The sequence below is a fragment of the Psychrobacter sp. 1Y10 genome (assembly GCF_052259005.1).
GTDB lineage: Bacteria > Pseudomonadota > Gammaproteobacteria > Pseudomonadales > Moraxellaceae > Psychrobacter > Psychrobacter saeujeotis.
The window spans coordinates 1-24,002 of record NZ_JBQQES010000008.1 but is presented as its reverse complement, the minus strand read 5'-3'; the positions used below and the strand labels follow the sequence as shown (position 1 = coordinate 24,002).

The window sequence follows — 24,002 nt, the reverse complement described above, 5'->3', positions numbered from 1 at the left end:
TTTTGTATGCAATGTCCTGAGCAACTATCAACGCTATAACAAACATCATGTAAAGAAATTTGACTACTAAAACAAGAATAGTTATAAAAAATAGTAAAGTGAGCAGCCAAGTATAAAAAACTGTTTTCCCAACATCTGACTCATTTTTTGCGACGAAATACATAATAAATGGTGGAATAAAGGTTAAGAACAGAGTTGTATACAATGCAGTATTATAAAAAACACTTCTCAAAATTAGAAATAAACCCAAACTAAGTCCATAATAAGTTAATGAAAATCTATTTTCATGGAACCACCACTTAAGCTCGTAAGTCATATCTAAACTCAAATTTTTGTAGGATGAACCCAGCGCGCTGATAAATAATCTTAAGAATTACTTCCGATTCTTTCTTGCCCGTTTTTTGCGTAAGCGCTTTTCTTCTAGTTTGGCTTCTTTTTTCGCTTCCGCTTGTGCGCGTATCTCTTCTACTAATAATAGCTCCACTTCACGCATTTTTGGTGTCTCTAACGTAATGCGCCCTAGGGTGCCACTGCGCAGCTCATTGACCAAAATCTCAGACATACGGTAAGTATCAACGATGCCGCCTCTTTTTAGCAGGCCTCGGTTACGTCCAGCAACTTCGAAAAGCTCCCAATCAGTTTGGGGCAAATCTTCGATTTTATAGCGTTCTTTAAGCAGCTCAGGATAAGCTTCAATTAAATATTCAGCGGTGTAACCAGCCACATCAGCGAAATCAAATGCGGTGTCTTTGATACCACCTGTAGCCGCCAAGCGATAGCCTGAATTTGGGTTTTCAATCTTTGGCCAAAGCATACCAGGGGTATCATAAAGCATGATGTCGTTATCGATTTTGATCAGCTGTTGAGATTTAGTCACGGCAGGTTCATCGCCTGTTTTAGCGATGCTACGTCCAGCCAAGCTGTTAATCAAAGTCGATTTGCCAACGTTTGGTATGCCCATGATAAGCACCTTGATTTGCCTACCAGTGCCGACTTTATTGGGGATTAGCCGCTTACACAGCTCGACAATTTTATGTACGTCGTTGGTTTTGTTATCATCAAAAGCGATGGCTTTTACTTGATCCTGACTTTCTAAATACTCAATCCACGCTTGCGTTTGATCAGGGTCGGCGAGGTCTGCTTTATTGAGTATTTTGATGACGGGTTTTTGTCCACGTAGCGCTGCGACCATAGGGTTTTCGCTACTGTATGGAATGCGTGCATCGATGACCTCGATGACGACATCCATCTCTGGCATAATTTCTTTAATCTCGTTACGGGCTTTGTTCATATGTCCAGGGAACCACTGGATACTAGCGTTACTCATTGATATCACAACCTTCTTTAAATGGAGTGCCAAAAGTAGAACAATAAATTTTTACTTTTGTGATGAGGTCAAGTTTACTACACAATGAGGGGTTGAATGCGCCTAAAGTAGATTGCTCGCTTTATTTTAATTTGCCTAAACGTATTATTGCAAAAGTGCGTCTTAAAAAAAGCTTTGATCAGGTAAGAATTTACACGCTTAATAAAGGGCTTTTTATACAAAAAAAGCGAAGCATGAATATCATGCTCCGCTTTGAATTTTATGATCACTGTAATCAGTTGAAACTGTTAAATAATTACCCTAAATTTGCTTTCATAAACTCGAGCATATTTTCCCAACTTTGCTTAGCTGCGCTTTCGTTGTAGCCTAAATCGATATCATTTTTAGCGGCACGCTCATCTGCATTTGGATTGGTAAAGCCGTGCTTAGCATTATCATAGACATCAACCGTATAGTCTACGTCAGCTGCGTCCAATTCAGATTTTAGATCTTCTATTGCATCCATTGATACCATAGAATCATCACGACCATGGGCAACCAGTACTTTGGCTTTAAAGTTACTGTCTGCAGGTTGTTTCGCTGCTGGGTTACCGTGGAAAGTAGCGACTGCTTTTAATGGCATGCCCTCGCGTGCCATATCAAGAACGACTTTACCACCGAAGCAATAACCAATCGCGCCTAGGTTATCGCCATTGACTGCCAGTTGGCTACTAAAGTCATTAAGGATTAAGCGGCAGCGTGCCATTAGCATATTTTGGTCTGCAAGTACTTGTTCCATCCACATATTGGCCATAGCAGCATCTGCAGTCAGTTTGCCTTCACCGTAGACATCCATTGCCACCGCTGCATAACCAGCCTTAGCCAAATTTTCGGTGATGGTCTTAGGATGGTCAACCACACCCCACCACTCTGGTGCGACCATAATACCAGGCGCTGGATTGGTATCAGAAGCATCTTCTGGCAGTGCAATATAGCTAATAAGCTCAACGCCATTGTCTGTCGTGCTGACTAATTCATAAGTTTGAATAGACATATTATTATCCTTTTTTATATTGTGAGTTTTATTTAGGGGGTTTGTACATGTTCAATTGTTTGACTCGTCCTACCTTAACGCCCACGACCAACAAAAACAGCTATAATACTGTAACGCTCTTTATCAAAATGATACTGTGACTTTATAAAACCCTACTATGACTCCATGAGGCCAAACTTGTTAGATCCATCAAGTTCATTTTCAAAAAAAGTATCTGATAAAACATCCAATACAAAGCCCGACGAGGCCGATAGTGCAACGCTACGTCCACAGTTTTGGACCCGATTTAATCTAGATGAATTAAATCATAGTGAATGGGAAGCATTGTGTGATGGTTGTGGCAGTTGTTGTTTGATTAAATATATGGACGATGATGATGAGGAAGAACTGGTCGAATATACGGATGTGACCTGTCAGCTCATGGACTGTGCGACAGGCTATTGTAGACATTATGATACGCGCCAAGAGTACGTACCTGATTGTATTCAACTGACGATTGAGAATTTGCCCAATATGATGTGGTTGCCAGCGCACTGCGCGTACAAACGTTTGTATAAAGGTCAAACGCTACCAGACTGGCATCTACTATTAACTCAAGATGCCGTCATAACGCAGCAGCAAATGCGCGCGGTCAATGTCGGGGTAGCAGGGCGCTGCATCTCTGAGATTGGTATCTCTGATGAGGAGATGGAGACGCGAGTGGTTAACTGGGTTACGCCTTAGTTGTCTTGACGCCTTGTTTGTCAAAATCTTTAGCTATCAAAAACATTAATCATTAGAAGCCTTGGCAGCAGACTTAGCTTCTGCGTCAGCTTTGGCTTGTGAGTCTGCTAGCGGCGGTATGGGAATACCTTGGCGAATCTGAGCTGAAAACCTGCTACCATTAGCCTGAGTGTCTAGATCGGCCTGATTGTCAAAACCTCTAACCTTTGGGTTAATATGGGCATGCTCATACCAGGTAGCCATTGACCAAGGCTGGCCACTGTTCTTGGGATTGGCATCTAGCATACCGACATCATACAGATAGTTTGGTAACCAGCCAGATACCCAAATTCGATAATCCCATGGCAGACGTTCGCCGCTAACGATGCGCGCCATATAAAAAATAATATTGGTGCAGTTACTGGTTAAGGTATTATACCAAGCGGGCTTAGCATTGAGCTCATCGGCTGCAATCAAGTACGACTCAAACAATGATCTGACTTCCGACTGCTGCAAATGGCTAACAGGCAACAAATACACTTGCTCACCGCGCGCATTGCTACGAGTATAAATAATATCGCGCTCTTCAGAGGCAATGAGGCTAAGCTCGTAACGTCTAAAAAAGCCCGCTAGTGCCGAAAACGATTCACCATCTTCTTTACGAATCTCAAAAGAAAAGGCAAGCGGGCGATCATCTTCAAAACGAAAACTGACTAAGGTATGAGCAATGAGAGGTCCCATCCAATAAGAGTTAATGACATCGACTCCGGACAATTTAGACATATCAACTGTACGCGTCTCCCAGTGCGCAGTCGCGTCCTCGTCAGTATGCCAATCAAAATTACGCACATTGGTAAAGGTAATCAAATTAGGATTGGCCGCATCGCGCTTATAGGCGACCCTTTGACTAACCTCAGGCATCCAGTCGCGGTTTTGTTTGGCTTCAATAGAAAAAAACCACCCAAGACCCAGCAGCCAGACAGCCGCATACAGTCCACCTAGCCAAGTAACGATGGTTCTTTGTTTAAAGGACTGATTAAACGTGTTGTTAATAACTTTACTTGGAAGCCTTGGTTTGGTCTTTACAAGCAGTAGCGATGTAAGCAAACCGATAACTAACGCATACGCCACCCAAGTTATAGGATTATATGCGCCAAGCTGATACCAGATTAACATCAGCAACCATAATGCTGATAACAACAGACCAAGAATGACCAAAAAAGAAACAAGATAGTATCGCCAGTCGTTTGTCTGACGTGCAAGGTTGTGCTTGTCTTTAAAAGCGTCAAGAGGGGTTTTTCGTGATGATCGAAGCCGAGAAAAAAGAGAGCGAAGCGACATAAGTGTGGGCTAGGTAAGTAAAGTCGTTGACGATAGCAAAGTTTATAACACACTGACAATACAATTTGGATAAATTTGTCGTTGAATGTCTGATTGGCTTGCGATAAAGTGAAGCTAATTTAGACTGGTCTATTTATCCTTAATGATCAATGTTACCTATTATTAGTGATATTTGTGACTAACGATACTTGTAATTAATGATACCTAGGCTTGTTTATTTTACTCTTCACGACGCAATCTATTAATATATTAATTATACTAAACTAAAGAGGTTAACTCATATCGCCATGTCTGACGACGCTCCAAGCCCGAGTAGTTGGTCGATGCGCGGCTTAAAACGCTGGCTATCGACCGCCCCTGAAACCCGTGATGAATTGATTCGTTTGGTACAAGACTCCCGTCAGTTCTTAGAGCCAGACACAGTTGATATGCTCGAAGGTGTACTGGACTTGCCAGCCACACAAGTACGTGAAATTATGACACCGCGTCCGCAAGTGATTGGCTTGCACGAAAGCAACAACCTTGCTGATGTGATGGACATTATCCTTGATACCACGCATTCACGCTATCCTGTTTTTGACAGTCAAGACGATGATGCCGTTATTGGTATTTTACTTGCCAAAGATTTGATTCCTATTCTTGTTCATATGGTGCGCGATCAAGAAGATAAAATCGACAGCAAACGTCTAAAAGACTTGGTACGTCAACCTCTCTATATTAGTGAAACTGCGCGCTCTGATACGTTACTGCGCTCATTACAGCGCACTCAAGTACACATGGCGATTGTGGTCGATGAGTTTGGAAATTTTGCAGGCGTAGTCACGATGGAGGACTTGTTAGAAGAAATCGTCGGTGACATCGTCGATGAGCACGATGACTTTGATGAAGACAGTGATATTAATAATATTATCGCCGATCCTGAAAAGCCTAACACTTGGCGAGTACAAGCGTCTACGGTGATTGAAGACTGTAACGATGAGCTGGGCAGCCATTTTGATGATACCGATGTCGATACGATGGGCGGTCTTGTCATGCAAACACTTGGCTATGTGGGTGATCTAGAAGGTGAGAGCGTACAAATAGATGATTGGGAAATCAAAGTAATCGATGCAGAAGGACGCTTTATTCAAAATCTAGAGCTGACCAAGACCACCGACACTCAGCGCCTGTTAATAGGTAGCCATTAGTGTATCGATGATAGTATGATGATGAGATAGACGTTTATTAAGGTAGACGACTATTAGATAGTCAATATAATATCTGATATCTGATAAACGCCATGAGCATTTATATTGAGCTTATATGACAACAGCACGACTTCGGTCGTGTTTTTTGCTTTTTAGCCTATGCTTTTTTTGCTACGCAAATTTACCCATTAATGAATACAGACTGGTATCATGGGCGCATTTAATTTTAAGCATTCTTAATTTTGAGAATTGACAGCCAACCACTGTCAAAAACAGCCGTTGTCGGACAAATAATCTCAGATTTAACGTTTTGAATAATAAGGTTTCGGATAATAGCTATGCGCCTGTCTACTGTTGATTTACAAAAGCGTTTGAACCCCACTAAGCCCAAGCAACTATCGCTTGGGTTGTCTATTTTGATAGCTTGGCTCGCAGGTGCGATATTTATATTTGCACTTGCACCTTATGATATTTGGCCACTAGCGCTAGTGTCACCTGCTATCTTATATGGTCTATTGTTACCAGCGATGACTGGCAAACGTGCGTTTATTATCGGACAAGCATACGGTACGGGGCTTTGGTGCGTCGGCGCATTTTGGCTGTATACCTCCATTCACGTTTATGGAGCGACGCCTGCATGGCTTGCACTCATTATGATTGCGCTTATGGGCCTAGGCATGGGGTTGTTCCATGGCTTTTTAGCGTTGTTGTTTAATCGTGTAGTCGGTAAGCAGCCTTTATCGTTTGCCGCGCTTTGGGTACTACAAGAATGGACGAAAACATGGCTATTTACAGGGTTTCCGTGGTTGTTCGTCGGCTATGCCTTTACTGAACAGTATTGGTTGTCGTCACTTGCACCCATCGCTGGGGTATTTGCCATCTCCTTTGTCGCCATCCTATTGGCAGCAAGTATCGTTGAGCTGCTGCGCCGTCGCGGCGGTTACATGGTGGCTGCCATCGCCTTGTTAATCATCAGTACGTCATTGTGGCTGATTAACCCGCAGTGGACAAAGCCTAAAGGCACGCCTGATTTGTCCGTATCATTAATTCAAGGCAATATTCCGCAAGATCTCAAATGGTTGACCGAATATCAAGTAGAAACGCTCAATATTTATGCCAAATTAACCAGCACGGAATGGGGACGCGATCTTATCCTTTGGCCTGAATCATCGATTCCAATGTTTCAGACAGAGGCCGTTGGTTTTATCAGCGAGATGGTAAAGATGGCCAAAGCCACTGATACTACATGGGTGACAGGAATTCCTTATAAGGATGAGGCGGCGTTTGATGCAACTCAAGATAAGTACCCACCATTTTATAATAGTGTCGTTGCGTTAGGTGCGGATGCAGAAGGCTTGTATAAAAAACAGCGTTTAGTGCCGTTTGGTGAGTATATTCCATTTGAGGGGTTATTAGATATACTACCCAATTTGGCAGGTAGCCAAGACATCATGAGCTATAGTCGCGGTAGTGATGAGCAATTACCGTTACAGGTACGCGGACACAATCTAGGCGCGGCGGTTTGTTACGAGGTTGCTTACCCTGATACCACTCGTAAAAACGCCATCAGTACCGACTTTTTATTGACCATCTCAAACGATGCTTGGTTTGGTACGTCGGCAGGTCCATTGCAGCATCTACAAATGGTACAAATGCGGGCGTTAGAAAATGGCCGCTGGTTTATGCGAGCCACCAACACAGGTGTGACTGCTATCATCGATCATAAAGGCCGTATCGTTGAGCGCGCACCGCAGTTTGAGCGCACCGTATTACGAGGTGATGTGCAAGCGCGGGTTGGCAATACACCATTTATGCGTTTTGGTAATTATCCAATTTTATTCATCATTGCGCTATTATTACTGCTGAGCTACCTTGGCAAACGCGCCGCCGCTCGTGCTCGTCTTGGTAAATAAAAAGGACATCGTCAATGGCTTATAAGCAGGTACTAAATAATAATTCCTTCAAATAGTTAAGGGTTTTAACACATTGGTACAAATTGCGATATAATAGGCTAAAATTTCAAATATTTTGCGCAAGGTGGATAAGGTATGTCAGAAGATATCGTCAACAACAATCCAAAAAAAGAGTTTATATATGCTTTGGGCGGCATTGCCTTGTTCTTGGGTATTGTCTTACTTATTGGTATCTCAGCATTCTTGCGTCCAGCAGGTGAGCACATCACAGCTGAAACGACTGAAGCCTCGGCAGCGGCTGATGAAGCAGAAGCGATCGCTGTTGAAGAGCCAGTAGTGACTGATACTGCTGTTGCTACTGCAGAAGCCGCGTCAGCAGACACTGATACCGATGCAGCAGTAGGTGCTGGCGAGAGTGCGACTGAAGCTGCCGCTGATGCTACGGTTACGCCTGCTGAAGACACAAGCGGTGCAGTGGTTAGCGCTGAAGCTGGTACAGCCACTGCTTCTGGCACAGTGAGCCAAGCTGCGGTTGAAGATACCGAACTCACCGCAGAACAAGCTGACGGTGATCTGGAGGCTGGTACAACTGAAGATACGACTACTGCTCAATAAACTAATGAGACTGTTTGATAAAATGGTTAAATACTATCGTTAGTATTTCATGATAGATAGTTAAGTAGTAGCGTTTTTAAAAAGCACCGAGCTATTATTTTTAATAGCTCGGTGCTTTTTTGTCTCATGTTTTCGTAAGTGACTGTTCAATTAATGAACATTCTTTTCCTTTACATATTTGTAATCTGATGAAACAATAACGCGCATTTATGACTGTCTGTCTTACTAGCGATGGACTTGGTCATCTCTATCGTAGTATCGCAAAGGAATAAACTTATGAGCACGGAAGTAAAATCAGAGGTTAGTGCTACTGAGCTAGAAGCACTAGATAATGGGTTTATGGGCCATCCCAAACCGCTGCGCCCTTTATTCTTTACTGAGATGTGGGAGCGGTTCTCTTACTATAGTATCCGTCCGCTGTTGGTATTATTTATGGTGGCGACGGTGGGAAGCGGTGGCTTTGGTTTCGATGAAGTTACCGCTTCTGCTATCTATGGTATTTTTGCAGGCTCTTTGTACTTGGCAGCGGTACCAGGTGGCTGGCTTGCTGATAACTGGCTTGGTCAAGAGCGTGCATTATGGTGGGGCAGTATTATTATCGCGCTTGGCCATTTATGTATCGCGCTCTCCGCAATGTTCGGTATGACATTATTCTTCGTTGGTCTCATCTGTATCGTGTTGGGGTCGGGGTTATTTAAAACCTGTATTTCGGTGATGGTTGGGGCGTTATACTCTAAGGGTGATGTGCGCCGTGACAGTGGCTTTACTCTATTTTATATGGGTATCAATATCGGCGCTTTATTAGCTGCCCTTATCGTTGGGGTATTTAAAGAGCAAGGCATGTGGCATGTCGGCTTTGGGGTTGGTGGACTGGGTATGTTGGTCTCGCTACTCATCTATCGTTTTTCTGCTCAAAAGACATTGACACGCTATGCACAAGCAAAAGGCATCGCTGCTGAGTGGGAGCGCTCAAATGACCGTTTTAACAACATCGGTCGCTGGGTCATAGGATTTGTGGCTTTACTGGTCGCAGTCGTTGTGCTGGTCGCGTCTGGTATAATGCCGTTTGAGCCGCAAATGGTGGCAGAGTATATGACCTATATCATCGCAAGTGTGGTGATACTGTATTTTGCGATTATGTTTATTTCACCAAGGCTGGATAAAACCGATAAGCTGCGTTTGCTGATTTGCTTCATTTTGATTATCGGCTCAACGCTGTTTTGGTCAAGTTTTGAGCAGCAGCCAACATCATTTAATCTATTTGCTGATCGCTATACTGATCTAAACGTTTTGGGTTTTGAGATACCAAGCATTTGGTTCCAGTCACTTAACCCTTTATTTATTCTTCTTTTAGCACCCATCATTAGTATTGTTTGGGTCAAGCTTGGTAACCGAGGTCTTGAGCCAAGTAGTATGGTGAAGTTTGCCCTTGGGATGTTACTCGCTGCGGCAGGCTTTGGTCTGATGATTATCGCCTCAAAAAGTATTTTGACCAATGATACGGGCCTAGCATCGCCTTTATGGCTAGTTGGTAGCTTGCTGCTCTTGACACTTGGCGAGTTGGCACTTAGTCCTGTAGGTCTGTCGTCAATGACGAAACTTGCACCAAAGGGCATGCAAGGACAGATGATGGGGCTTTTCTTTGCATCTTTAGCGATGGGTAATTTGGTTGCGGCATTCTTCGGCGGCAATGTGTCAGCTGATAAAATTGAAGGTCTACCAACATTATTTACTACAATGACCGTCTTTTTGGTGGTGACGGCTGCCATCTTGTTAATATTAGCAAAGCCTATCAATAATATGCTCAAAAAGAGCGAGCATGCTGATAAGGCTGTCCAATAAATAGCGCTTTAACGTTACTTTTGTACAGGCTATACGCTCAATAAAAGACAAATTTAAGACGTGTTACCAGTTGTGGGAACGCGTCTTATTGGTTTACTTGTTAAGATATTTGTCTAAGCTATTGAAAGCCTGCGCTGTGCCCAAACATCTAATGATGTTCTACTAAAATACTATACTACTCTTTGTAGCAGTTAGCCTCGTTTATTTGAATTTTTATGAAAACTTAGTGCTAGATATAAATGATCTAAATACTGATCGTTTACTTAATGCTCAAGATTTACCCGCTCGAATAAGACGACTAACCATAGTCGCCTCACGATAAAACCTCTCTAAAATCAATAAGGAAACATTCGATGAATAAACAAGCCATACATGATCGTATCGATAGCTTACGTAAAACTTTAGTCGCACAAGACCTTACCGCCATTATTGTACCGTCAGCCGATCCGCATTTATCTGAGTATTTACCGGAATATTGGCAAGCGCGGTTATGGTTGTCAGGGTTTACAGGCTCAGTTGGTACACTCGTTGTCACGGCCGATTTTGCAGGTCTATGGACTGATAGTCGCTATTGGGTACACGCCGCTGACCAGCTAGAAGGTACTGGTATTAGCTTAGAAAAGCTTGCTCCTGGTCAGCCAAACCATATCGACTGGTTAGCTACGCATTTGGCAGAGGGTGATAGCGTGGCCGTGGATGGCAATGTGCTGTCTATCGCTGAGCAAGATAAGCTATTAAATGCATTCGATGCTAACGACATTACCTTAATCACCGAGCGTGATGTGTTGACAGAGATATGGACAGATCGTCCAGCGCTACCATCAGCAGATTTATATCAGCATAGTGCGCAGTTCGTTGCACAGTCCGCTAGCTCAAAACTTGCTGCAGTGCGTGAAGGTATGGCTGAGGCAGGCGCGACGCATCATTTGCTATCAAGCCTAGATGATATAGCTTGGCTCACCAATTTGCGCGGCGCTGACGTCGATTATAACCCCGTATTTTTATCACATATGCTCATCAGTGACGATAAGGCGACGCTATTCGTTGATAATAACAAAGTCAGCAGCGATATTGAAAAATCCCTAAAAGATAGTGGTATCATGTTAGCTGATTATGATGCCGTACAAGGCGCATTGAGCGAGATGACACCAGAAGACCTACTGTTATTAGATCCAAGCAAAGTTGCTGTGGGTACGCTATCAAAAATGGCGGATGATGTGGGCTTTATCGAGCAAATGGCACCAAGTACATTACTCAAATCTGTTAAGTCTGATGCTGATATTGAGCATGTACGTGAGGCAATGCGTCAAGATGGCGCAGCATTGAGTGAGTTTTTTGCTGCTTTTGAGCAGCGTCTAGCAGACGGTGAACGTTTAAGTGAGCTGGACGTGGATAGCATGCTGATTGAGGTACGTAGTCAGCAGCCGCATTATGTCTCGCCAAGCTTTCCAACGATTGCAGGCTTCAATGAAAATGGTGCATTGCCGCATTACCGTGCGACGCCAGAGAAGTTTAGCTACCTTGATGTAAGTGAGGGCGAGGGCGGCTTACTACTGATTGATTCGGGCGCTCAGTACCAAAACGGCACTACTGATATCACTCGTGTGGTCGGCATTGGTACAGTCACCAATGAGCACAAACGCGACTTTACTACGGTGCTCAAAGCCCATATTGCTTTGGCGCGTGCAAGCTTCCCTGATGGTATTGCCTCGCCATTCATTGATGCAATCTGCCGTGCACCATTATGGCAGGCACAAATGGACTACGGTCATGGTACCGGTCACGGCGTTGGTTACTTCTTAAACGTCCACGAAGGCCCGCAAGTCATCGCTTATAGTGCCAGTACGCCAAAAGAGCGTGCGATGAAAGAGGGGATGATTTCTAGTAATGAGCCAGGATTATACCGTGAAGGTAAGTGGGGCATTCGTATTGAAAACTTAGTAGTCAATATGCCGGTGGCAAATGCTACTGAGACTGAGTTTGGTGAATTTTTAAACTTTGAAACCATTACCTATTGCCCGATTGATACCCGTTTGCTCGATACAACTTTGCTCAACCAAGTAGAGGTCGATTGGCTCAATGATTATCACAGCCAAGTCTATGCTGAGCTAAAGGATCGTGTTGAAGGTGCAGCACTTGAATGGCTGACCGAACGTACACAAGCTATTTAAAATAAAGACTGGTTAATGCTTGATTGAAATACAAAAAGCCCCGTAAAAATATTTACGGGGCTTTTTTAATGGAGCTCTTTAACGGATATCTAAAAGCTGTCGATAAATCAGTTAATAGACTAGTGTTTTTTAGCCATATTTTCTTGAACAATATCTTCAACCGCTTGGTTTTTTTCTGTGATTCCGGCAAGCTGCTGACCCACTTCCGCTCGTAACCATGATTTTAAGTCCTCAGATATTTGCATCATTTGCTCACTCAGATAGTCATCTACATGCATCTCTAGCTCTTGAATTAAGCTCTCGTGGGCAGCAGTCAGTTCTGGGTTTTTAAAAGACAAATCAATTGCTGCGCCTTTTTGAGGTTTTACGATAGTGTTTTCAGTCTGACTGACCGTATAAGAGTGATCATTGACACCGTTTTTTTCGTTGTTGGTAGGACTGTGTGCATCGCTCGTAGTTTGCTTGTCGTTCGTAGCGGCTTCGGTATCGCTCTTCTCTTGCTCAGCACCGCTTTGTTCATCCGCTTCTTTCTGAGCTTGTTCTGCTTGTTGTTTTTCTTTTTTAGCTTCTTCTTGTTCAATTTTTGCAACATCACGTGCTTTTTCTTCTTCAAGCTTTTTTTCTTCAGCTAAGCGTTGTTGTTCCGCAGCGGCACGTTGTTCTGCTTGCTTATCAGCAAGCGCTTTTGCAGCCGCTTGCTCAGCTTTATGCGCACTATATAGCTCATCAAGGTGTGCATCTAAGTCTGGCAAACTAAAGGTAAAGCTTTCGTAGGGGGTGTCTGTTTGCAGCAGAGTCGTGATATCCGTTAACTCTTGGACGATGGCGGCCCGTATCTGCTCTGGCGCGCGCGTCCAACGCTGATAGAATTGATGCGAAAACGAATAGCTTGACATAGACTCTTCCATAAATTTTCTAAAAATTACCCCTTATCATACGCAACTATGATAAGGGGTTGCAAGCGGACAAACGTAGCAAAACTGCTACCGACGTTACATCAATGGCCCTATTCGCTTTTATGGATATTATAGGATGCATCTAAGACCCAATAACTGTAACAACTACGTTAATTATGACCAACGTGCAAAAATCACTGAGCCATTGGTACCGCCAAAGCCAAAGCTATTGGATACTGCATAATTGAGATTATCAACCTTACGTGATTGATTGGCCACGTAGTCTAGATTACAGTTATCCTCGACATTATCTAAATTAATCGTTGGCGGTACGTGCTGATTTTGCAAAGCCAATATCGTAAAGATAGCTTCAACACCACCAGCTGCGCCCAGTAAGTGTCCAGTCATAGATTTGGTGGAGCTAACCAAGATGCTGTCTTTAACGGATGCAAAAACAGTTTCAATAGCGATCGATTCAGCGACGTCACCAGCAGGGGTACTAGTACCATGAGCATTGACATAACCGACGCTTGACGGTTCGATACCAGCATCATCAAGGGCACTTTGCATGGCGCGAGCAGCACCATTACCATCTTCAGGAGGTGCCGTAATGTGGCTGGCATCGTCACTCATACCGAAGCCGACGACTTCAGCAAGGATAGTTGCACCGCGTTCTTTAGCATGGGCAAGGCTTTCAAGTACCAATACGCCTGCGCCATCACCCATCACAAAACCATCACGATCTTTATCGAATGGGCGTGATGCTTTGGTAGGCTCATCATTACGGGTAGAGAGCGCATGCATCGCCGCAAAACCTGCCATACCTAATGGGCTTGAACCCCTCTCGCTACCGCCAGCAATCATGACATCAGCATCGCCGTAAGCGATTAGACGTGCAGCCAAACCGATAGCGTGCGTCCCTGTCGTACACGCAGTTGCAGTAGCAAGATTGGGACCTTTAAGTTTGTGTTTGATAGCTACCAGTCCAGCTGCCATATTGGCAATAGAACCCGGTACGATAAATGGTGATACTTTTTTAGCGCCTTTTTCAGTTAGCATAGCGCAGCTGTCTTCAATAGTCTGAATACCACCGATACCAGAGCCTAATATGACACCGAAACGCTCCTGATCGACATTTTGTACTGGCGTATCATTAGCGCTAACTTCTTCAATAAAGCCAGCCTCTTTTAATGCCATTGCAGTAGCCGCGACACCATAGTGCATGAATGCATCATAACGGCGTGCATCTTTAGGGCTCATATATGGCGTAGTATCAAAGTCTTTGATCACACCTGCGATTTGGGCACGGTAATCAGTCGCATCAAAGTGTGAAATGGTTGAAATACCACTTTCGCCATTGAGCAACCGTGTCCATGTGCTCTCAACATCCACACCTAGCGGGGTAACAGCCCCCATACCAGTAACGACGACACGCATCTCATCAGGACGTTCATGATGAGGAGGCTTACGACGCCGTTTTGATTCAGCGTTGGTATGTTGCGGTATCGGTGAACTGCTGTTTTGGCTCATGTGATATATCCTGTACTTGCGATCCTAAAAGGGTGAGACTACTTGTTTTATTGTAAATATTCTAAAATTACGCAATATTATTTATAGCGTTATCCCGCTACTTTAGCAACTATTATAAAGCACATAAGTGCACGTCTGTAAACTTAATAATTCATAGAATGATGACGCAAGAGTAAGATAAAACAAAAAGTTAGCACAATATTGTTGAATTACTAGTCATTGCGCGTTTAAATATTCTTTAAATCTAACAACTTATTTACTTATTAGGCAAAACATACTTGCCCTAATACCACGCTTTTACTTGCGCCTGTTACTGCTGGCAAGTTACCTGTTTCACCCATCAAAGTTTGGCGTGCCAGCCAAGCGAAGGCCACAGACTCTAACCAAGTTGGCTCAAGTCCTAGACTTGCCGTAGTCTCTACTGTGCAATGGGGCAGATGCGCTTGCAAGCGGGTCATTAAGTAATTATTCAATGCACCGCCCCCGCAGACATATACCGAACCATCTACATGTGCATTAATAAACATGTTAATTTGCATGCTAGCACTGATAGCCGTAAGCTCCGTCAAGGTCGCTTGTACATCTGCTGATGAGTAGCGAGTAGAGGCAGAAATCTGATCAAAGTGTTGTAGCTCGCTTTGTAGCCACGCTAGGTTAAAGTCCTCACGCCCTGTACTTTTGGGATAAGGTTTCGCAAAAAACGGGTACTCTAATAATTGATTGAGTAGCGGTTCAATGACCTGTCCAGACTGCGCCCATGCGCCGCCCGCGTCATAGCTGTGATCGGTATGTAGCGCGGTCCACGCATCAAGTAATAAATTGGCAGGGCCAGTATCATAACCAACAACAGGGCTATCATTGGCTGGCAAGACGGTTATATTGGCAATACCGCCCAAATTTAATAACACGCGTGTGCTATCAGGTGCGGCAAACAATGCTTGATGAAAAGCAGGAACCAAAGGCGCGCCTTGTCCACCGACTGCCATATCACGGCGACGAAAGTCGCTGACCACGCTAATGCCAGTGCGCTCAGCGATGACATTGGCATCGAGTAGTTGTAAGCTAAAGCCCAATTGCGGACGATGACGTACCGTCTGCCCATGACAACCAATTGCCAGCACCGACTCACCATCAGTATTTGACTGCTTCAATAATGTATTAACCACGTCGCTTGCAAATTCAGCATATTCTTTACTTACCCAGCCAAACCAGTCCAATTCGCTGTTTGGTTCATCAGCGGTTGACGTTAACTCTTGGATACCGTTAGGTTGGCACAACGCTAAGAGCACCTCACGCAGTCGCGGCGGAAAATCTTGATTATAAGTTGCCAACAGTTGCATCGGTGGTTGAGTATTGCCTGCATTATTAAACTGACAAAGCACTGCATCCATACCGTCCAAGCTAGTGCCTGACATCATACCGATATATAGACCGTCGTCAAAGCTTTCAAACACTGTTTGCTCCAGCGCCTCAGTCAGTGCAGCGTAGTTTGTATCGTCGTCACTACCTACTGAATCAGATGAGTCAGCTAAAAATTCGGTGTTTTCAGGATCATTCGTGGTCTGAGCAGGGTTGGTCATGGCAATTTACCTTAAAAAACGCTAGTATATCCGTCAAATTCTAACATCTTTTACAGGCTACGAAGTCTTAAATAGCCTAAACGCGTTACCCTTTTAATAAAGACAATAAAGAGAGCATCATGACAGACCATTCATACACCCTAGAAGAACAAATTGCCCTTGTGCAACGCGGTACGCAAGAAATCTTATCAGAAGAGGATTTGGTTGCGAAACTCAAACTGGGCCGTCCGCTACGTATCAAGGCAGGCTTTGATCCTACCGCGCCTGACCTGCATTTGGGTCATACGGTATTGATTAATAAGCTTAAGCATTTTCAAGATTTGGGTCATGAGATTTACTTTTTGATCGGTGATTATACGGCCAAGATTGGCGATCCTTCTGGTAAGAACAGCACGCGCCCGCCATTGACTGATGAGCAAATCAAAACCAATGCTCAGACCTATGCCGAGCAAGTCTTTAAAATCTTGGATAAAGAAAAAACCAAGATTGTTTTTAACTCTGAATGGTTTAATGATATGTCAGCAGGAGATATGATTCAGCTGTCAAGCCAGCTTACCGTCTCGCGTATGCTTGAGCGTGATGATTTCTCTAAACGTTATGCCGCCCAAACGCCCATTGCTATTCATGAGTTTTTATACCCATTGGTACAAGGCTATGATTCTATCGCGCTTAAGGCTGACATTGAGCTTGGCGGTACTGATCAGACCTTTAATATCCTCATGGGGCGTACTTTGCAAGGTCGTTATGGACAAGAGCCGCAAGTTTGTATCACAGTGCCAATCTTAGAAGGGTTAGACGGCGTTAATAAAATGTCTAAATCCTTGAACAATTACGTCGGTATCTATGATGCACCAGGTACCATGTACCAAAAACTGCTATCTATGCCAGACACCTTAATTCGTCGCTACTTTGAGTTTTTAAGCTTTAAGCCGATGGAAGAAGTCGAAGCGTTGATGTCAGAGATGGAAAACGGGCGCAATCCCCAAGAAATCAAACGTATCCTTGCCGAAGAATTAATCGAGCGTTTCCACGATGCTGATGCGGCAGCTAATGCGCACAAATCTGCAGGCAACGTTTTAGCTGATGGCGAATTACCAGTCGACCTGCCAGAAATTATGCTAGATCTAGAAGGGCAAGATGCGCTATTTATCACCCAAGTCTTAAACCAGGCAGCACTTGCCAAAAACAACTCAGCAGCCAAAGATATGGTAAAACGTGGTGCGGTAAAAGTAGATGGTGACGTAGTCGATGCTAGCTTTAGCTTAACATCAGGTCAGACGGCTGTTATTCAAGCAGGCAAAAAGGCCTATGCAAAAGTAACGGTAGAATAATAGGGCTTTTAATATCAAGAGCATAAATAAGGTCGACATTGATTGTCGGCCTTATCTATTTCTATTATTTGAACATAACGAGACAGTATTTAGCTCATACATTTATAGGGAAGGCTAAGAGTTACTTATGAACCAATCTATTCCACAAGGCATCTACCGCCACTACAAAGGTAACCTATACCAAGTGTTGCATACCGCGCAGCATTCCGAAACGGAAGAAAGGCTAGTGGTTTATCGCTGTCTATATGGTGAGTATGGCGTATGGGTACGACCACTTTCGATGTTTAGCGAAACCATCACTCGCGATGGTAAGACCATACCAAGATTTGAGCTGATTAAGACTCTAGCAGATTAGTTTATAGCTCAAAAAATATTTTTAATTTTCTAAATGAATAAAGGCAGGGCTTGTTTAAAAGCCCTGCCTTTAGTTAATACTTTACTTTCATGTTTTCAATATTTGCTTTTCATTACAGCAAAGTTGAACTGCATTTCCATACCTTTATAAGAAGCAGCACTCTTACCTACATTTTGAGGATCGTAGGAGTTATCTTTAATGGTACTGACTAACATCTCACAATTACCTTTTAGGTTTTTCTCAACAAACTCTCTTATATTTTCGACTTTCCAATATACTTTATCACCATCAATACCGATTAAAGTATGCAAAGCCACTACAATCGGTACTATAAAGCCATCAGGATAGCGATAATCACTATCAGACTTATAGTATTTAGTCTTTGATTTTTTCTCTTTAGTCTCTTTCACTTTCGAAATCCGACCAAATCCTGGAGATACATCATTATAAGCGTTAGGAAATTTTGAATATATTAAGTCATAAAGATAAGGAATATCCTTCATAAGAGAGAAGGCACTTTCTATTAAAGGAGGTAATTCCAAGTCATCGACGATATCATCATTTAATTTTAACTCTTCAATAAGTTTTGAGAAGGTTGCAGTACAACTTCCTTTACTACTATAAATACTTATAGGATTGATATTCCCAACGTTTATGTGATCTAGTTTTCCAGCACGCTGAAGAGCTATGAAAGGAATCAAGGATAATGCAACAATATCATCTCTCTTAATATATTTTCCTGCTTCGCCGTCCTTCCATTCGATACAATCATTAATTACTGGATCAACAAATTTCTTTAATATGTCATAATAACCACGATGATCAGCCATAGTTCCATCGGTTAGTGAGTTGTTATTGTTTCTAGCATCTGAAATCTCGAAAACTTTGTCTGCAAATACATCTTCAGAGCCGTGTTGCGGATATATTATTTCCACTGGTATTTGGAACTCTAAGGTAGATATAAAATCAGTTAAATCGTTTTTGTATTTCTGCCAGACTTCGACAAAATCAACCCATCTTTTTATCTTTCTAACATCTTTAGGGATAGGTTTATCTTTCTGTGCGAAGTACTCTTCTAGAATAAAGATGCCGATCGCAAGTACATTATGCCCTCCATCTAAAAGACCATCTGTAACTGAATTCTCATCAAAGTTTAGGCGATACCTTCCTCTTTGCAATATTTCGAAATTTTGACAAGCAATAAGAAGACCTTTTGTTTTAAAGACCATGTATTCAGGAGAGTTTTTTAGAGAATCACCAATAGATTTAACTATTTGATTTTTTGTGGCACTGCGTGGATTAGCCGTAAGGTCAAGATGATCTAAAAGTTCAGCCATATTTTTAGGATCGATGGTACATAAAGTTTTATTTATACCATTAAAACTAAAATCAGCGCTATTGACTGTTTTAAGAACTTGTGAATTATGATTTATCATAGGACTGCCTCATATAATTAAAGTTAATTATAAGAAGCTGAATAGAAAGCAGTAGACGCGTTGATTAGATATGGCCTGAAAGTAGCAGCCATTTATTCATACATTTTACACTTGTGTACTATCCAGTACTTCTCAACCTTCTTTTCAGAAGATAATAGTATTTAAACATTAAGTTGAACATTAGTCAAATACTTTTAATTAATTTGCCATCTTACAATAAAAATATGACTTTATATATTCAGAACTAACTCTCTAAAAACACCTTTAATGCCTGATAAAAGGCAATCGGCTCATCCATCGGCACCGCATGACCAGAGCGCGGCAAAACGATTTCAGTTGCATTAGGTAGCATACGGGTCACTTCTTGCTGCCACTTAGAATCATAGAGCGTTGAGCGACCTCCAACTAAGTTCACCACTGGAATGGTAACTTTTTCTATAACGGCTCGAAAATCGTACTCTAACTTTAAATACGCTTGTAAGCAGCGCATCTTATGTTGCCAAGTACTGTGGTTATAAAACACCAGCTTATGATCATTTTGATGCGTTAAAAGCTGGACGATGGCTTTTGAGCGTGTACGATTTACTGATAGTAAAGAAAATAGCCGCTCAATATCTGTGACCTGACGTTTAATCGTAAATGGTAGGTGCGTAAAGCTGTCAACATTAGCATAAGGCAGTGTCATATCTACCACTTCATGAAATATATCAAACACTTCTTGCTGCCGCTCACCAAATAAGCCGCCTTGCCAATCAGCCTGATTATGAATCGCAGGACTTTGGTCGATATTCATATAACGGCTGACCCGTGACATACCAAAACGCTCAAAATATCCCCACATTACTTGCGCGCCCATAGAGATAGCAGCAACCGGTAAAGATTCTATTTTAAGGTCGTGACAAATTTGCTCAATCACGGTGTTGATATCGTCAGCATACTGGCGTACAAAATCAAATTGCGTCAAATGAATAGACTTCGCTTCTCCAAAGCCTCTAAAATGCGGAAGATAAAACCTGTATTTGCCAGTAAGCGGCAATATAAAAGGTAAAAACTCGCGCGCATCCATGCCATACGCATGGAGCAAAATGACAGGTCTGCCTTTGCCAATCACAGAGACAGGAATAATGGTATCGTCAGTCTTGATGATGCTCAAAGTCTGTAATTGGTATTGTGACGGTATTTTTAGCCAGTCTTTTATCATGGGCGGCAGCTTCTTATTTTCATTTCATTTATGGAGGTTCATTTTATAATTTTAATATTAAAATGCTCAGCACAAAACATTTTTATATTAGTAAGGCGTGTTATAGTAAAAAAAGCCTATTTAACAATAATATAAGTATAAAAATATCTATTAGAGCCATGTCGTCAAAATAATAATTCAATGTAAGAAGGAAATAAAAATTTATGAGTAGAGCGACCTTATCCAGTCTTGATAGTAGCCTTTATCCTCAGGTCTGGAGCCAGCTGACTTTTACGGATCCACATGGTTTATTAATGGCGCTTTTGACGGGTGATCTGGCGTTAGAACCCAACGACTTTACCAAACGATTACTGGCAAATGATACGTATCAAGATTGGATTAATGCTACCGTATTTGGGCGCTATATTCAGCGTAGTTTTGAAGCATTTTATCGTCAAACTGAAGACAGCTTTAATATGGATATGCCAGCGCTGTTTCGCGCTGAGCTGTTACGTCATGCGCAGTATCTACCGTTAGAACAAGTATTATTTATCGCAGGTACTATGCCAAAAAGCGCACGACTCGATAAGTTATTTACCACCACTGTTAATCCTGCTACCGCCGTCTTGGGTGCTCAAAAAGCCAAGCAGAATGCGCTAAAATTAGGACAACAAGACAGTCAAACCTTGATCATAAATCAGATAAAGGTCATTGGTAAGCAAGTGGTCGGGTTTCCAATACGTCATAATAAGCGTACCAGTGAGCGCACCCGCAATGAAGTACTTATCCTGGATTTTAATGATTTGCGTTTGGTTGATGAGCAAGTTTTAGATAATGAGACGCCAACTACTACGGCGATGCTAAATGACACCGCCGTAGTACTGCGTTATTATGAATTGCGTTGATGGTTTATATATAAAACTTTATAGACTAAGAGTTTTGCTTAGCTATCGTTAAACCATTAAAAGTTTGCGCGACTGGCATGACTTCTAAACGGTTGATATTAATGTGCGCAGGCGACTCAATCAGCCATAGTAAAATATCGCCAATATCTTCACCCGTCATGGTTGTAAAGCCGTCATAGACCTTGGCCGCTTTATCGTCATCGCCATGATAGCGGACGTTTGAAAACTCCGTACCTGCTACATTGCCTGGTTCAAGATTGGTTACGCGTACTTGGGTGCCAATCAGATCCGCGCGTAAGTTTAAGCTGAACTGTTTTACAAATGCTTTGGTCGCGCCGTAGACGTTCCCACCAAGGTAAGGCCAGCTACCAGCTATAGAGCCGACGTTGATAATATAGCCACTATCGCGTGCGACCATCGCTGGCAACACCGCATGGGTCAGAGCTATTAATCCTTTAACATTGGTATCGACCATTCTCATCCAATCATCAAGATTGGCACTTTGGGCAGGCTCTGTACCAAGTGCTAGACCTGCATTATTGACCAAGACATCTAGCTGATTAAAGCCATCGGGCAAATCCGCAATAATTTTTGGAATAGAGGCCGTATCATCGACATCCATGACGACCGGTAAAAATAAATCGCCTAACGTTTCAGCCATTGCAGTTAGTTTATCAAGTCGTCTGGCACAGCCAATTACGTGATGACCTTCGGCAACCAAACGTTCAGCCAGCGCTTTACCAAAACCAGCACTTGCGCCTGTAATCAATACGTTCATTTTATATCCTTATCATTGCTGTCGTAAGCTGTAGTCACGATTCTTATAACGACTACTTTTTGGATTATTTGTTAAATAACTGCTTACCAAAGATTTTATCGCCTGCATCACCAAGACCCGGGATGATATAACCGTGTTCATCCAAATGACTATCCAATGCAGCCGTATAGATAGTCACGTCAGGATGAGCTTCATTCACCAAACGTACGCCTTCAGGTGCCGCAACCAATACGAGAGCCTTGATACTCTTACAGCCATTTCTTTTTAACATATCAATAGTAGCAACCATCGAACCGCCAGTGGCAAGCATGGGATCAACGATAAGCGCTGGGCGTTTGTCCATATGGCTGACGAACTTTTCAAAAAATGGCACTGGTTGTAAGGTCTCTTCATCGCGCTGTAAACCTACGACAGAGATTTTTGCAGTAGGGATTAAGTCAAGTACGCCATCAAGCATGCCAATACCAGCACGTAATATAGGAACGATGGTTGCCGTTTTGCCGATGATTTGCTCACCCTCTATCTCACCGCACCAACCCTGCATAGGAAAAGTTTCAATTTCAAAATCGCGACTTGCCTCATAAGCCATTAAACGAGCAAGCTCTTTGGTCAATGTACGAAATTTATAAGTACTACAGTCTTTTTCACGCATTAGGCTGAGTTTATGACGGACTAACGGATGATCAATTACAGTAATTTTTAAGTCACTCATAAATACTCTCTTGGTTGTAGGCTGATGCACACGCAGTTACTGCGATTGCTATTAGTATAAAAGATACAAACACTTACCGCACTTAACGCTATACCAAGCGTAGAAATAGTAAGATTGAGGCTTAAATAACCAGTTTTAAGCCAAACCTATTCGGCTATATAGCGCTATGACAAGTGAAGTCGTGTTTAGGCCTGTTATGATAGCAAAAAAACCACTTTTCCGATGAAGAATCTTATGACCAAACAACCATCTGGTATCCAAAACCAGTCAAATCCTAGCCCAATATCGACAAAATCAATAGCAACACCGATAGAAACCCACCCTTTCGAGCCTGTCTTGCCACCCAATGCTACGGTCATGATGATGGGGACATTTCCGCCTACCGCTGACAAATGGGCTATGCGCTTTCATTATCCCAACTTCTATAATGATATGTGGCGCATTTATGGTGGCGTATTTTTTGACGATGTAAACTATTTTAGAGTAGGGGATGAAAAGCGTTTTGATCCTGAGCGTATTCGCAACTTTTTGTTTGAACGTGGCATTGCTTCGTGCCCAACGGTCAAGCAAGCGATTCGAGAAACGGGTAATGCTTCTGACAAAAATTTAACCGTCGTCACTCCCGTTAATTTAGATGACATTTTGCCAAGAGTTCCCAAAGTGCAGGCGCTGTTTACAACAGGCGGCAAAGCCACAGAAGTTTTAATTGATTTACTGGATAGCTCATTACCAAAGTCGAAACATCCAAAGACCAATCAAAGTATGGCTTACCCTTATAAGGGGCAAAGCGAAAATTCTGATCTAACAGCGACTACAGTGGATGACTTAACCTTATATCGACTACCTTCTACTTCACGCGCTTATCCATTAGCATTAGATAAAAAAATTGCTGCCTATAAAGCGTTTTTTGAAAAGGTAGGTAAAGTATAAAGTGCTCTATTACGAAGGTTGTAAGAAGAATATCCTTTGATAAAATCGTATATAAAGTAGAATAAAAATATTTTTATTGCTAACTTATTGATAAGAATAAGATATTGGTTGTATTATCGAATAATAATAAAAACAATATATAATCTTCTTGACCCCCTATTAAAAGCGCGTATAATGCCACCCAGTCGAAAGGGAAGGGTGATTGGAGAGTGGTTTACCACTGAACAAATCGGTCCTT

20 protein-coding genes are annotated in these 24,002 nt (G+C 42.6%); 10 read left to right on the top strand and 10 right to left on the bottom strand.

The window, feature by feature from the left end:
- Positions 1-373: 373 nt before the first annotated feature.
- On the bottom strand, positions 374-1,327 hold the full coding sequence (ylqF, locus tag ACTXGH_RS10660) for a ribosome biogenesis GTPase YlqF (RefSeq protein ID WP_439296510.1): 954 nt from the start codon (positions 1,325-1,327) through the stop codon (positions 374-376).
- Between the two features lie 295 nt (positions 1,328-1,622).
- Positions 1,623-2,360 carry a dienelactone hydrolase family protein gene (locus tag ACTXGH_RS10655; RefSeq protein ID WP_439296511.1) on the bottom strand — a complete coding sequence of 246 codons (738 nt, stop codon included), beginning with the start codon at positions 2,358-2,360 and terminating at the stop codon, positions 1,623-1,625.
- Positions 2,361-2,525: 165 nt separating this feature from the next.
- On the opposite strand from ACTXGH_RS10655, the gene ACTXGH_RS10650 reads away from it, so the two are divergent.
- Entirely contained in the window at positions 2,526-3,083 is a 558-nt protein-coding gene (locus ACTXGH_RS10650; RefSeq protein ID WP_439296512.1) for a YcgN family cysteine cluster protein, read from the top strand.
- A gap of 45 nt (positions 3,084-3,128) precedes the next feature.
- Here ACTXGH_RS10650 and ACTXGH_RS10645 read toward each other — a convergent pair whose 3' ends face one another.
- On the bottom strand, positions 3,129-4,403 hold the full coding sequence (locus tag ACTXGH_RS10645; protein WP_439296513.1) for an Lnb N-terminal periplasmic domain-containing protein: 1,275 nt from the start codon (positions 4,401-4,403) through the stop codon (positions 3,129-3,131).
- A gap of 287 nt (positions 4,404-4,690) precedes the next feature.
- Here ACTXGH_RS10645 and ACTXGH_RS10640 point away from each other — a divergent pair, with 287 nt between their 5' ends.
- The 5 genes from ACTXGH_RS10640 (at position 4,691) to ACTXGH_RS10620 (ending at position 12,131) form a co-directional block, all read left to right on the top strand.
- Positions 4,691-5,590, top strand: a complete 900-nt coding sequence (locus ACTXGH_RS10640; protein WP_439263149.1) for a CBS domain-containing protein — start codon at positions 4,691-4,693, stop codon at positions 5,588-5,590.
- 338 nt (positions 5,591-5,928) lie between these two features.
- On the top strand, positions 5,929-7,503 hold the full coding sequence (lnt, locus tag ACTXGH_RS10635) for an apolipoprotein N-acyltransferase (protein WP_439296514.1): 1,575 nt from the start codon (positions 5,929-5,931) through the stop codon (positions 7,501-7,503).
- 135 nt (positions 7,504-7,638) lie between these two features.
- Positions 7,639-8,118 carry a hypothetical protein gene (locus ACTXGH_RS10630; protein WP_439296515.1) on the top strand — a complete coding sequence of 160 codons (480 nt, stop codon included), beginning with the start codon at positions 7,639-7,641 and terminating at the stop codon, positions 8,116-8,118.
- Positions 8,119-8,394: 276 nt separating this feature from the next.
- Positions 8,395-9,960, top strand: a complete 1,566-nt coding sequence (locus tag ACTXGH_RS10625) for a peptide MFS transporter (RefSeq protein WP_439263155.1) — start codon at positions 8,395-8,397, stop codon at positions 9,958-9,960.
- 353 nt (positions 9,961-10,313) lie between these two features.
- Positions 10,314-12,131, top strand: coding sequence for an aminopeptidase P family protein (locus tag ACTXGH_RS10620; RefSeq protein ID WP_439296516.1), 1,818 nt, complete (start codon positions 10,314-10,316; stop codon positions 12,129-12,131).
- A 119-nt stretch (positions 12,132-12,250) separates the two neighbouring features.
- On the opposite strand, the gene ACTXGH_RS10615 is transcribed toward ACTXGH_RS10620, so the two are convergent.
- From ACTXGH_RS10615 to ACTXGH_RS10605, 3 genes are all read right to left on the bottom strand, one after another.
- A complete protein-coding gene (locus ACTXGH_RS10615; RefSeq protein WP_439263157.1) occupies positions 12,251-13,027 on the bottom strand; it encodes a hypothetical protein in 777 nt (258 codons plus the stop codon).
- A 174-nt stretch (positions 13,028-13,201) separates the two neighbouring features.
- Entirely contained in the window at positions 13,202-14,557 is a 1,356-nt protein-coding gene (gene fabF, locus ACTXGH_RS10610) for a beta-ketoacyl-ACP synthase II (protein WP_439263159.1), read from the bottom strand.
- Positions 14,558-14,820: 263 nt separating this feature from the next.
- Entirely contained in the window at positions 14,821-16,137 is a 1,317-nt protein-coding gene (locus tag ACTXGH_RS10605; RefSeq protein ID WP_439296517.1) for an anhydro-N-acetylmuramic acid kinase, read from the bottom strand.
- A gap of 119 nt (positions 16,138-16,256) precedes the next feature.
- On the opposite strand from ACTXGH_RS10605, the gene tyrS reads away from it, so the two are divergent.
- Together tyrS and ACTXGH_RS10595 are read left to right on the top strand one after the other, a co-directional pair.
- Positions 16,257-17,468: a tyrosine--tRNA ligase gene (gene tyrS / locus ACTXGH_RS10600; RefSeq protein WP_439296518.1), complete on the top strand. Its 1,212-nt coding sequence runs from the start codon at positions 16,257-16,259 to the stop codon at positions 17,466-17,468.
- Positions 17,469-17,595: 127 nt separating this feature from the next.
- Complete coding sequence (locus ACTXGH_RS10595) at positions 17,596-17,823, top strand: DUF1653 domain-containing protein (protein WP_439296519.1); 228 nt, start codon at positions 17,596-17,598, stop codon at positions 17,821-17,823.
- Between the two features lie 95 nt (positions 17,824-17,918).
- On the opposite strand, the gene ACTXGH_RS10590 is transcribed toward ACTXGH_RS10595, so the two are convergent.
- Both ACTXGH_RS10590 and ACTXGH_RS10585 read right to left on the bottom strand, forming a co-directional pair.
- Complete coding sequence (locus tag ACTXGH_RS10590; protein WP_439296520.1) at positions 17,919-19,259, bottom strand: hypothetical protein; 1,341 nt, start codon at positions 19,257-19,259, stop codon at positions 17,919-17,921.
- 244 nt (positions 19,260-19,503) lie between these two features.
- Positions 19,504-20,460 carry an alpha/beta fold hydrolase gene (locus ACTXGH_RS10585; RefSeq protein WP_439296521.1) on the bottom strand — a complete coding sequence of 319 codons (957 nt, stop codon included), beginning with the start codon at positions 20,458-20,460 and terminating at the stop codon, positions 19,504-19,506.
- 203 nt (positions 20,461-20,663) lie between these two features.
- Here ACTXGH_RS10585 and ACTXGH_RS10580 point away from each other — a divergent pair, with 203 nt between their 5' ends.
- Positions 20,664-21,344: a hypothetical protein gene (locus ACTXGH_RS10580; RefSeq protein ID WP_439263168.1), complete on the top strand. Its 681-nt coding sequence runs from the start codon at positions 20,664-20,666 to the stop codon at positions 21,342-21,344.
- Positions 21,345-21,369: 25 nt separating this feature from the next.
- On the opposite strand, the gene ACTXGH_RS10575 is transcribed toward ACTXGH_RS10580, so the two are convergent.
- Together ACTXGH_RS10575 and upp are read right to left on the bottom strand one after the other, a co-directional pair.
- Complete coding sequence (locus ACTXGH_RS10575; RefSeq protein ID WP_439263170.1) at positions 21,370-22,122, bottom strand: SDR family NAD(P)-dependent oxidoreductase; 753 nt, start codon at positions 22,120-22,122, stop codon at positions 21,370-21,372.
- Between the two features lie 64 nt (positions 22,123-22,186).
- On the bottom strand, positions 22,187-22,834 hold the full coding sequence (gene upp, locus ACTXGH_RS10570) for a uracil phosphoribosyltransferase (protein WP_299220918.1): 648 nt from the start codon (positions 22,832-22,834) through the stop codon (positions 22,187-22,189).
- 357 nt (positions 22,835-23,191) lie between these two features.
- On the opposite strand from upp, the gene ACTXGH_RS10565 reads away from it, so the two are divergent.
- On the top strand, positions 23,192-23,764 hold the full coding sequence (locus tag ACTXGH_RS10565) for a DNA glycosylase (protein ID WP_439263186.1): 573 nt from the start codon (positions 23,192-23,194) through the stop codon (positions 23,762-23,764).
- Positions 23,765-24,002 lie beyond the last annotated feature (238 nt).

What these genes read in the sequence shown, in the direction of transcription:
- ylqF (WP_439296510.1), bottom strand. Translation starts at nt 1,327, where the DNA reads ATGAGTAACGCTAGTATCCAGTGGTTCCCTGGACATATGAACAAAGCC.
- ACTXGH_RS10655 (WP_439296511.1), bottom strand. Translation starts at nt 2,360, where the DNA reads ATGTCTATTCAAACTTATGAATTAGTCAGCACGACAGACAATGGCGTT.
- ACTXGH_RS10650 (WP_439296512.1), top strand. Translation starts at nt 2,526, where the DNA reads ATGAGGCCAAACTTGTTAGATCCATCAAGTTCATTTTCAAAAAAAGTA.
- ACTXGH_RS10645 (WP_439296513.1), bottom strand. Translation starts at nt 4,403, where the DNA reads ATGTCGCTTCGCTCTCTTTTTTCTCGGCTTCGATCATCACGAAAAACC.
- ACTXGH_RS10640 (WP_439263149.1), top strand. Translation starts at nt 4,691, where the DNA reads ATGTCTGACGACGCTCCAAGCCCGAGTAGTTGGTCGATGCGCGGCTTA.
- lnt (WP_439296514.1), top strand. Translation starts at nt 5,929, where the DNA reads ATGCGCCTGTCTACTGTTGATTTACAAAAGCGTTTGAACCCCACTAAG.
- ACTXGH_RS10630 (WP_439296515.1), top strand. Translation starts at nt 7,639, where the DNA reads ATGTCAGAAGATATCGTCAACAACAATCCAAAAAAAGAGTTTATATAT.
- ACTXGH_RS10625 (WP_439263155.1), top strand. Translation starts at nt 8,395, where the DNA reads ATGAGCACGGAAGTAAAATCAGAGGTTAGTGCTACTGAGCTAGAAGCA.
- ACTXGH_RS10620 (WP_439296516.1), top strand. Translation starts at nt 10,314, where the DNA reads ATGAATAAACAAGCCATACATGATCGTATCGATAGCTTACGTAAAACT.
- ACTXGH_RS10615 (WP_439263157.1), bottom strand. Translation starts at nt 13,027, where the DNA reads ATGTCAAGCTATTCGTTTTCGCATCAATTCTATCAGCGTTGGACGCGC.
- fabF (WP_439263159.1), bottom strand. Translation starts at nt 14,557, where the DNA reads ATGAGCCAAAACAGCAGTTCACCGATACCGCAACATACCAACGCTGAA.
- ACTXGH_RS10605 (WP_439296517.1), bottom strand. Translation starts at nt 16,137, where the DNA reads ATGACCAACCCTGCTCAGACCACGAATGATCCTGAAAACACCGAATTT.
- tyrS (WP_439296518.1), top strand. Translation starts at nt 16,257, where the DNA reads ATGACAGACCATTCATACACCCTAGAAGAACAAATTGCCCTTGTGCAA.
- ACTXGH_RS10595 (WP_439296519.1), top strand. Translation starts at nt 17,596, where the DNA reads ATGAACCAATCTATTCCACAAGGCATCTACCGCCACTACAAAGGTAAC.
- ACTXGH_RS10590 (WP_439296520.1), bottom strand. Translation starts at nt 19,259, where the DNA reads ATGATAAATCATAATTCACAAGTTCTTAAAACAGTCAATAGCGCTGAT.
- ACTXGH_RS10585 (WP_439296521.1), bottom strand. Translation starts at nt 20,460, where the DNA reads ATGATAAAAGACTGGCTAAAAATACCGTCACAATACCAATTACAGACT.
- ACTXGH_RS10580 (WP_439263168.1), top strand. Translation starts at nt 20,664, where the DNA reads ATGAGTAGAGCGACCTTATCCAGTCTTGATAGTAGCCTTTATCCTCAG.
- ACTXGH_RS10575 (WP_439263170.1), bottom strand. Translation starts at nt 22,122, where the DNA reads ATGAACGTATTGATTACAGGCGCAAGTGCTGGTTTTGGTAAAGCGCTG.
- upp (WP_299220918.1), bottom strand. Translation starts at nt 22,834, where the DNA reads ATGAGTGACTTAAAAATTACTGTAATTGATCATCCGTTAGTCCGTCAT.
- ACTXGH_RS10565 (WP_439263186.1), top strand. Translation starts at nt 23,192, where the DNA reads ATGATGATGGGGACATTTCCGCCTACCGCTGACAAATGGGCTATGCGC.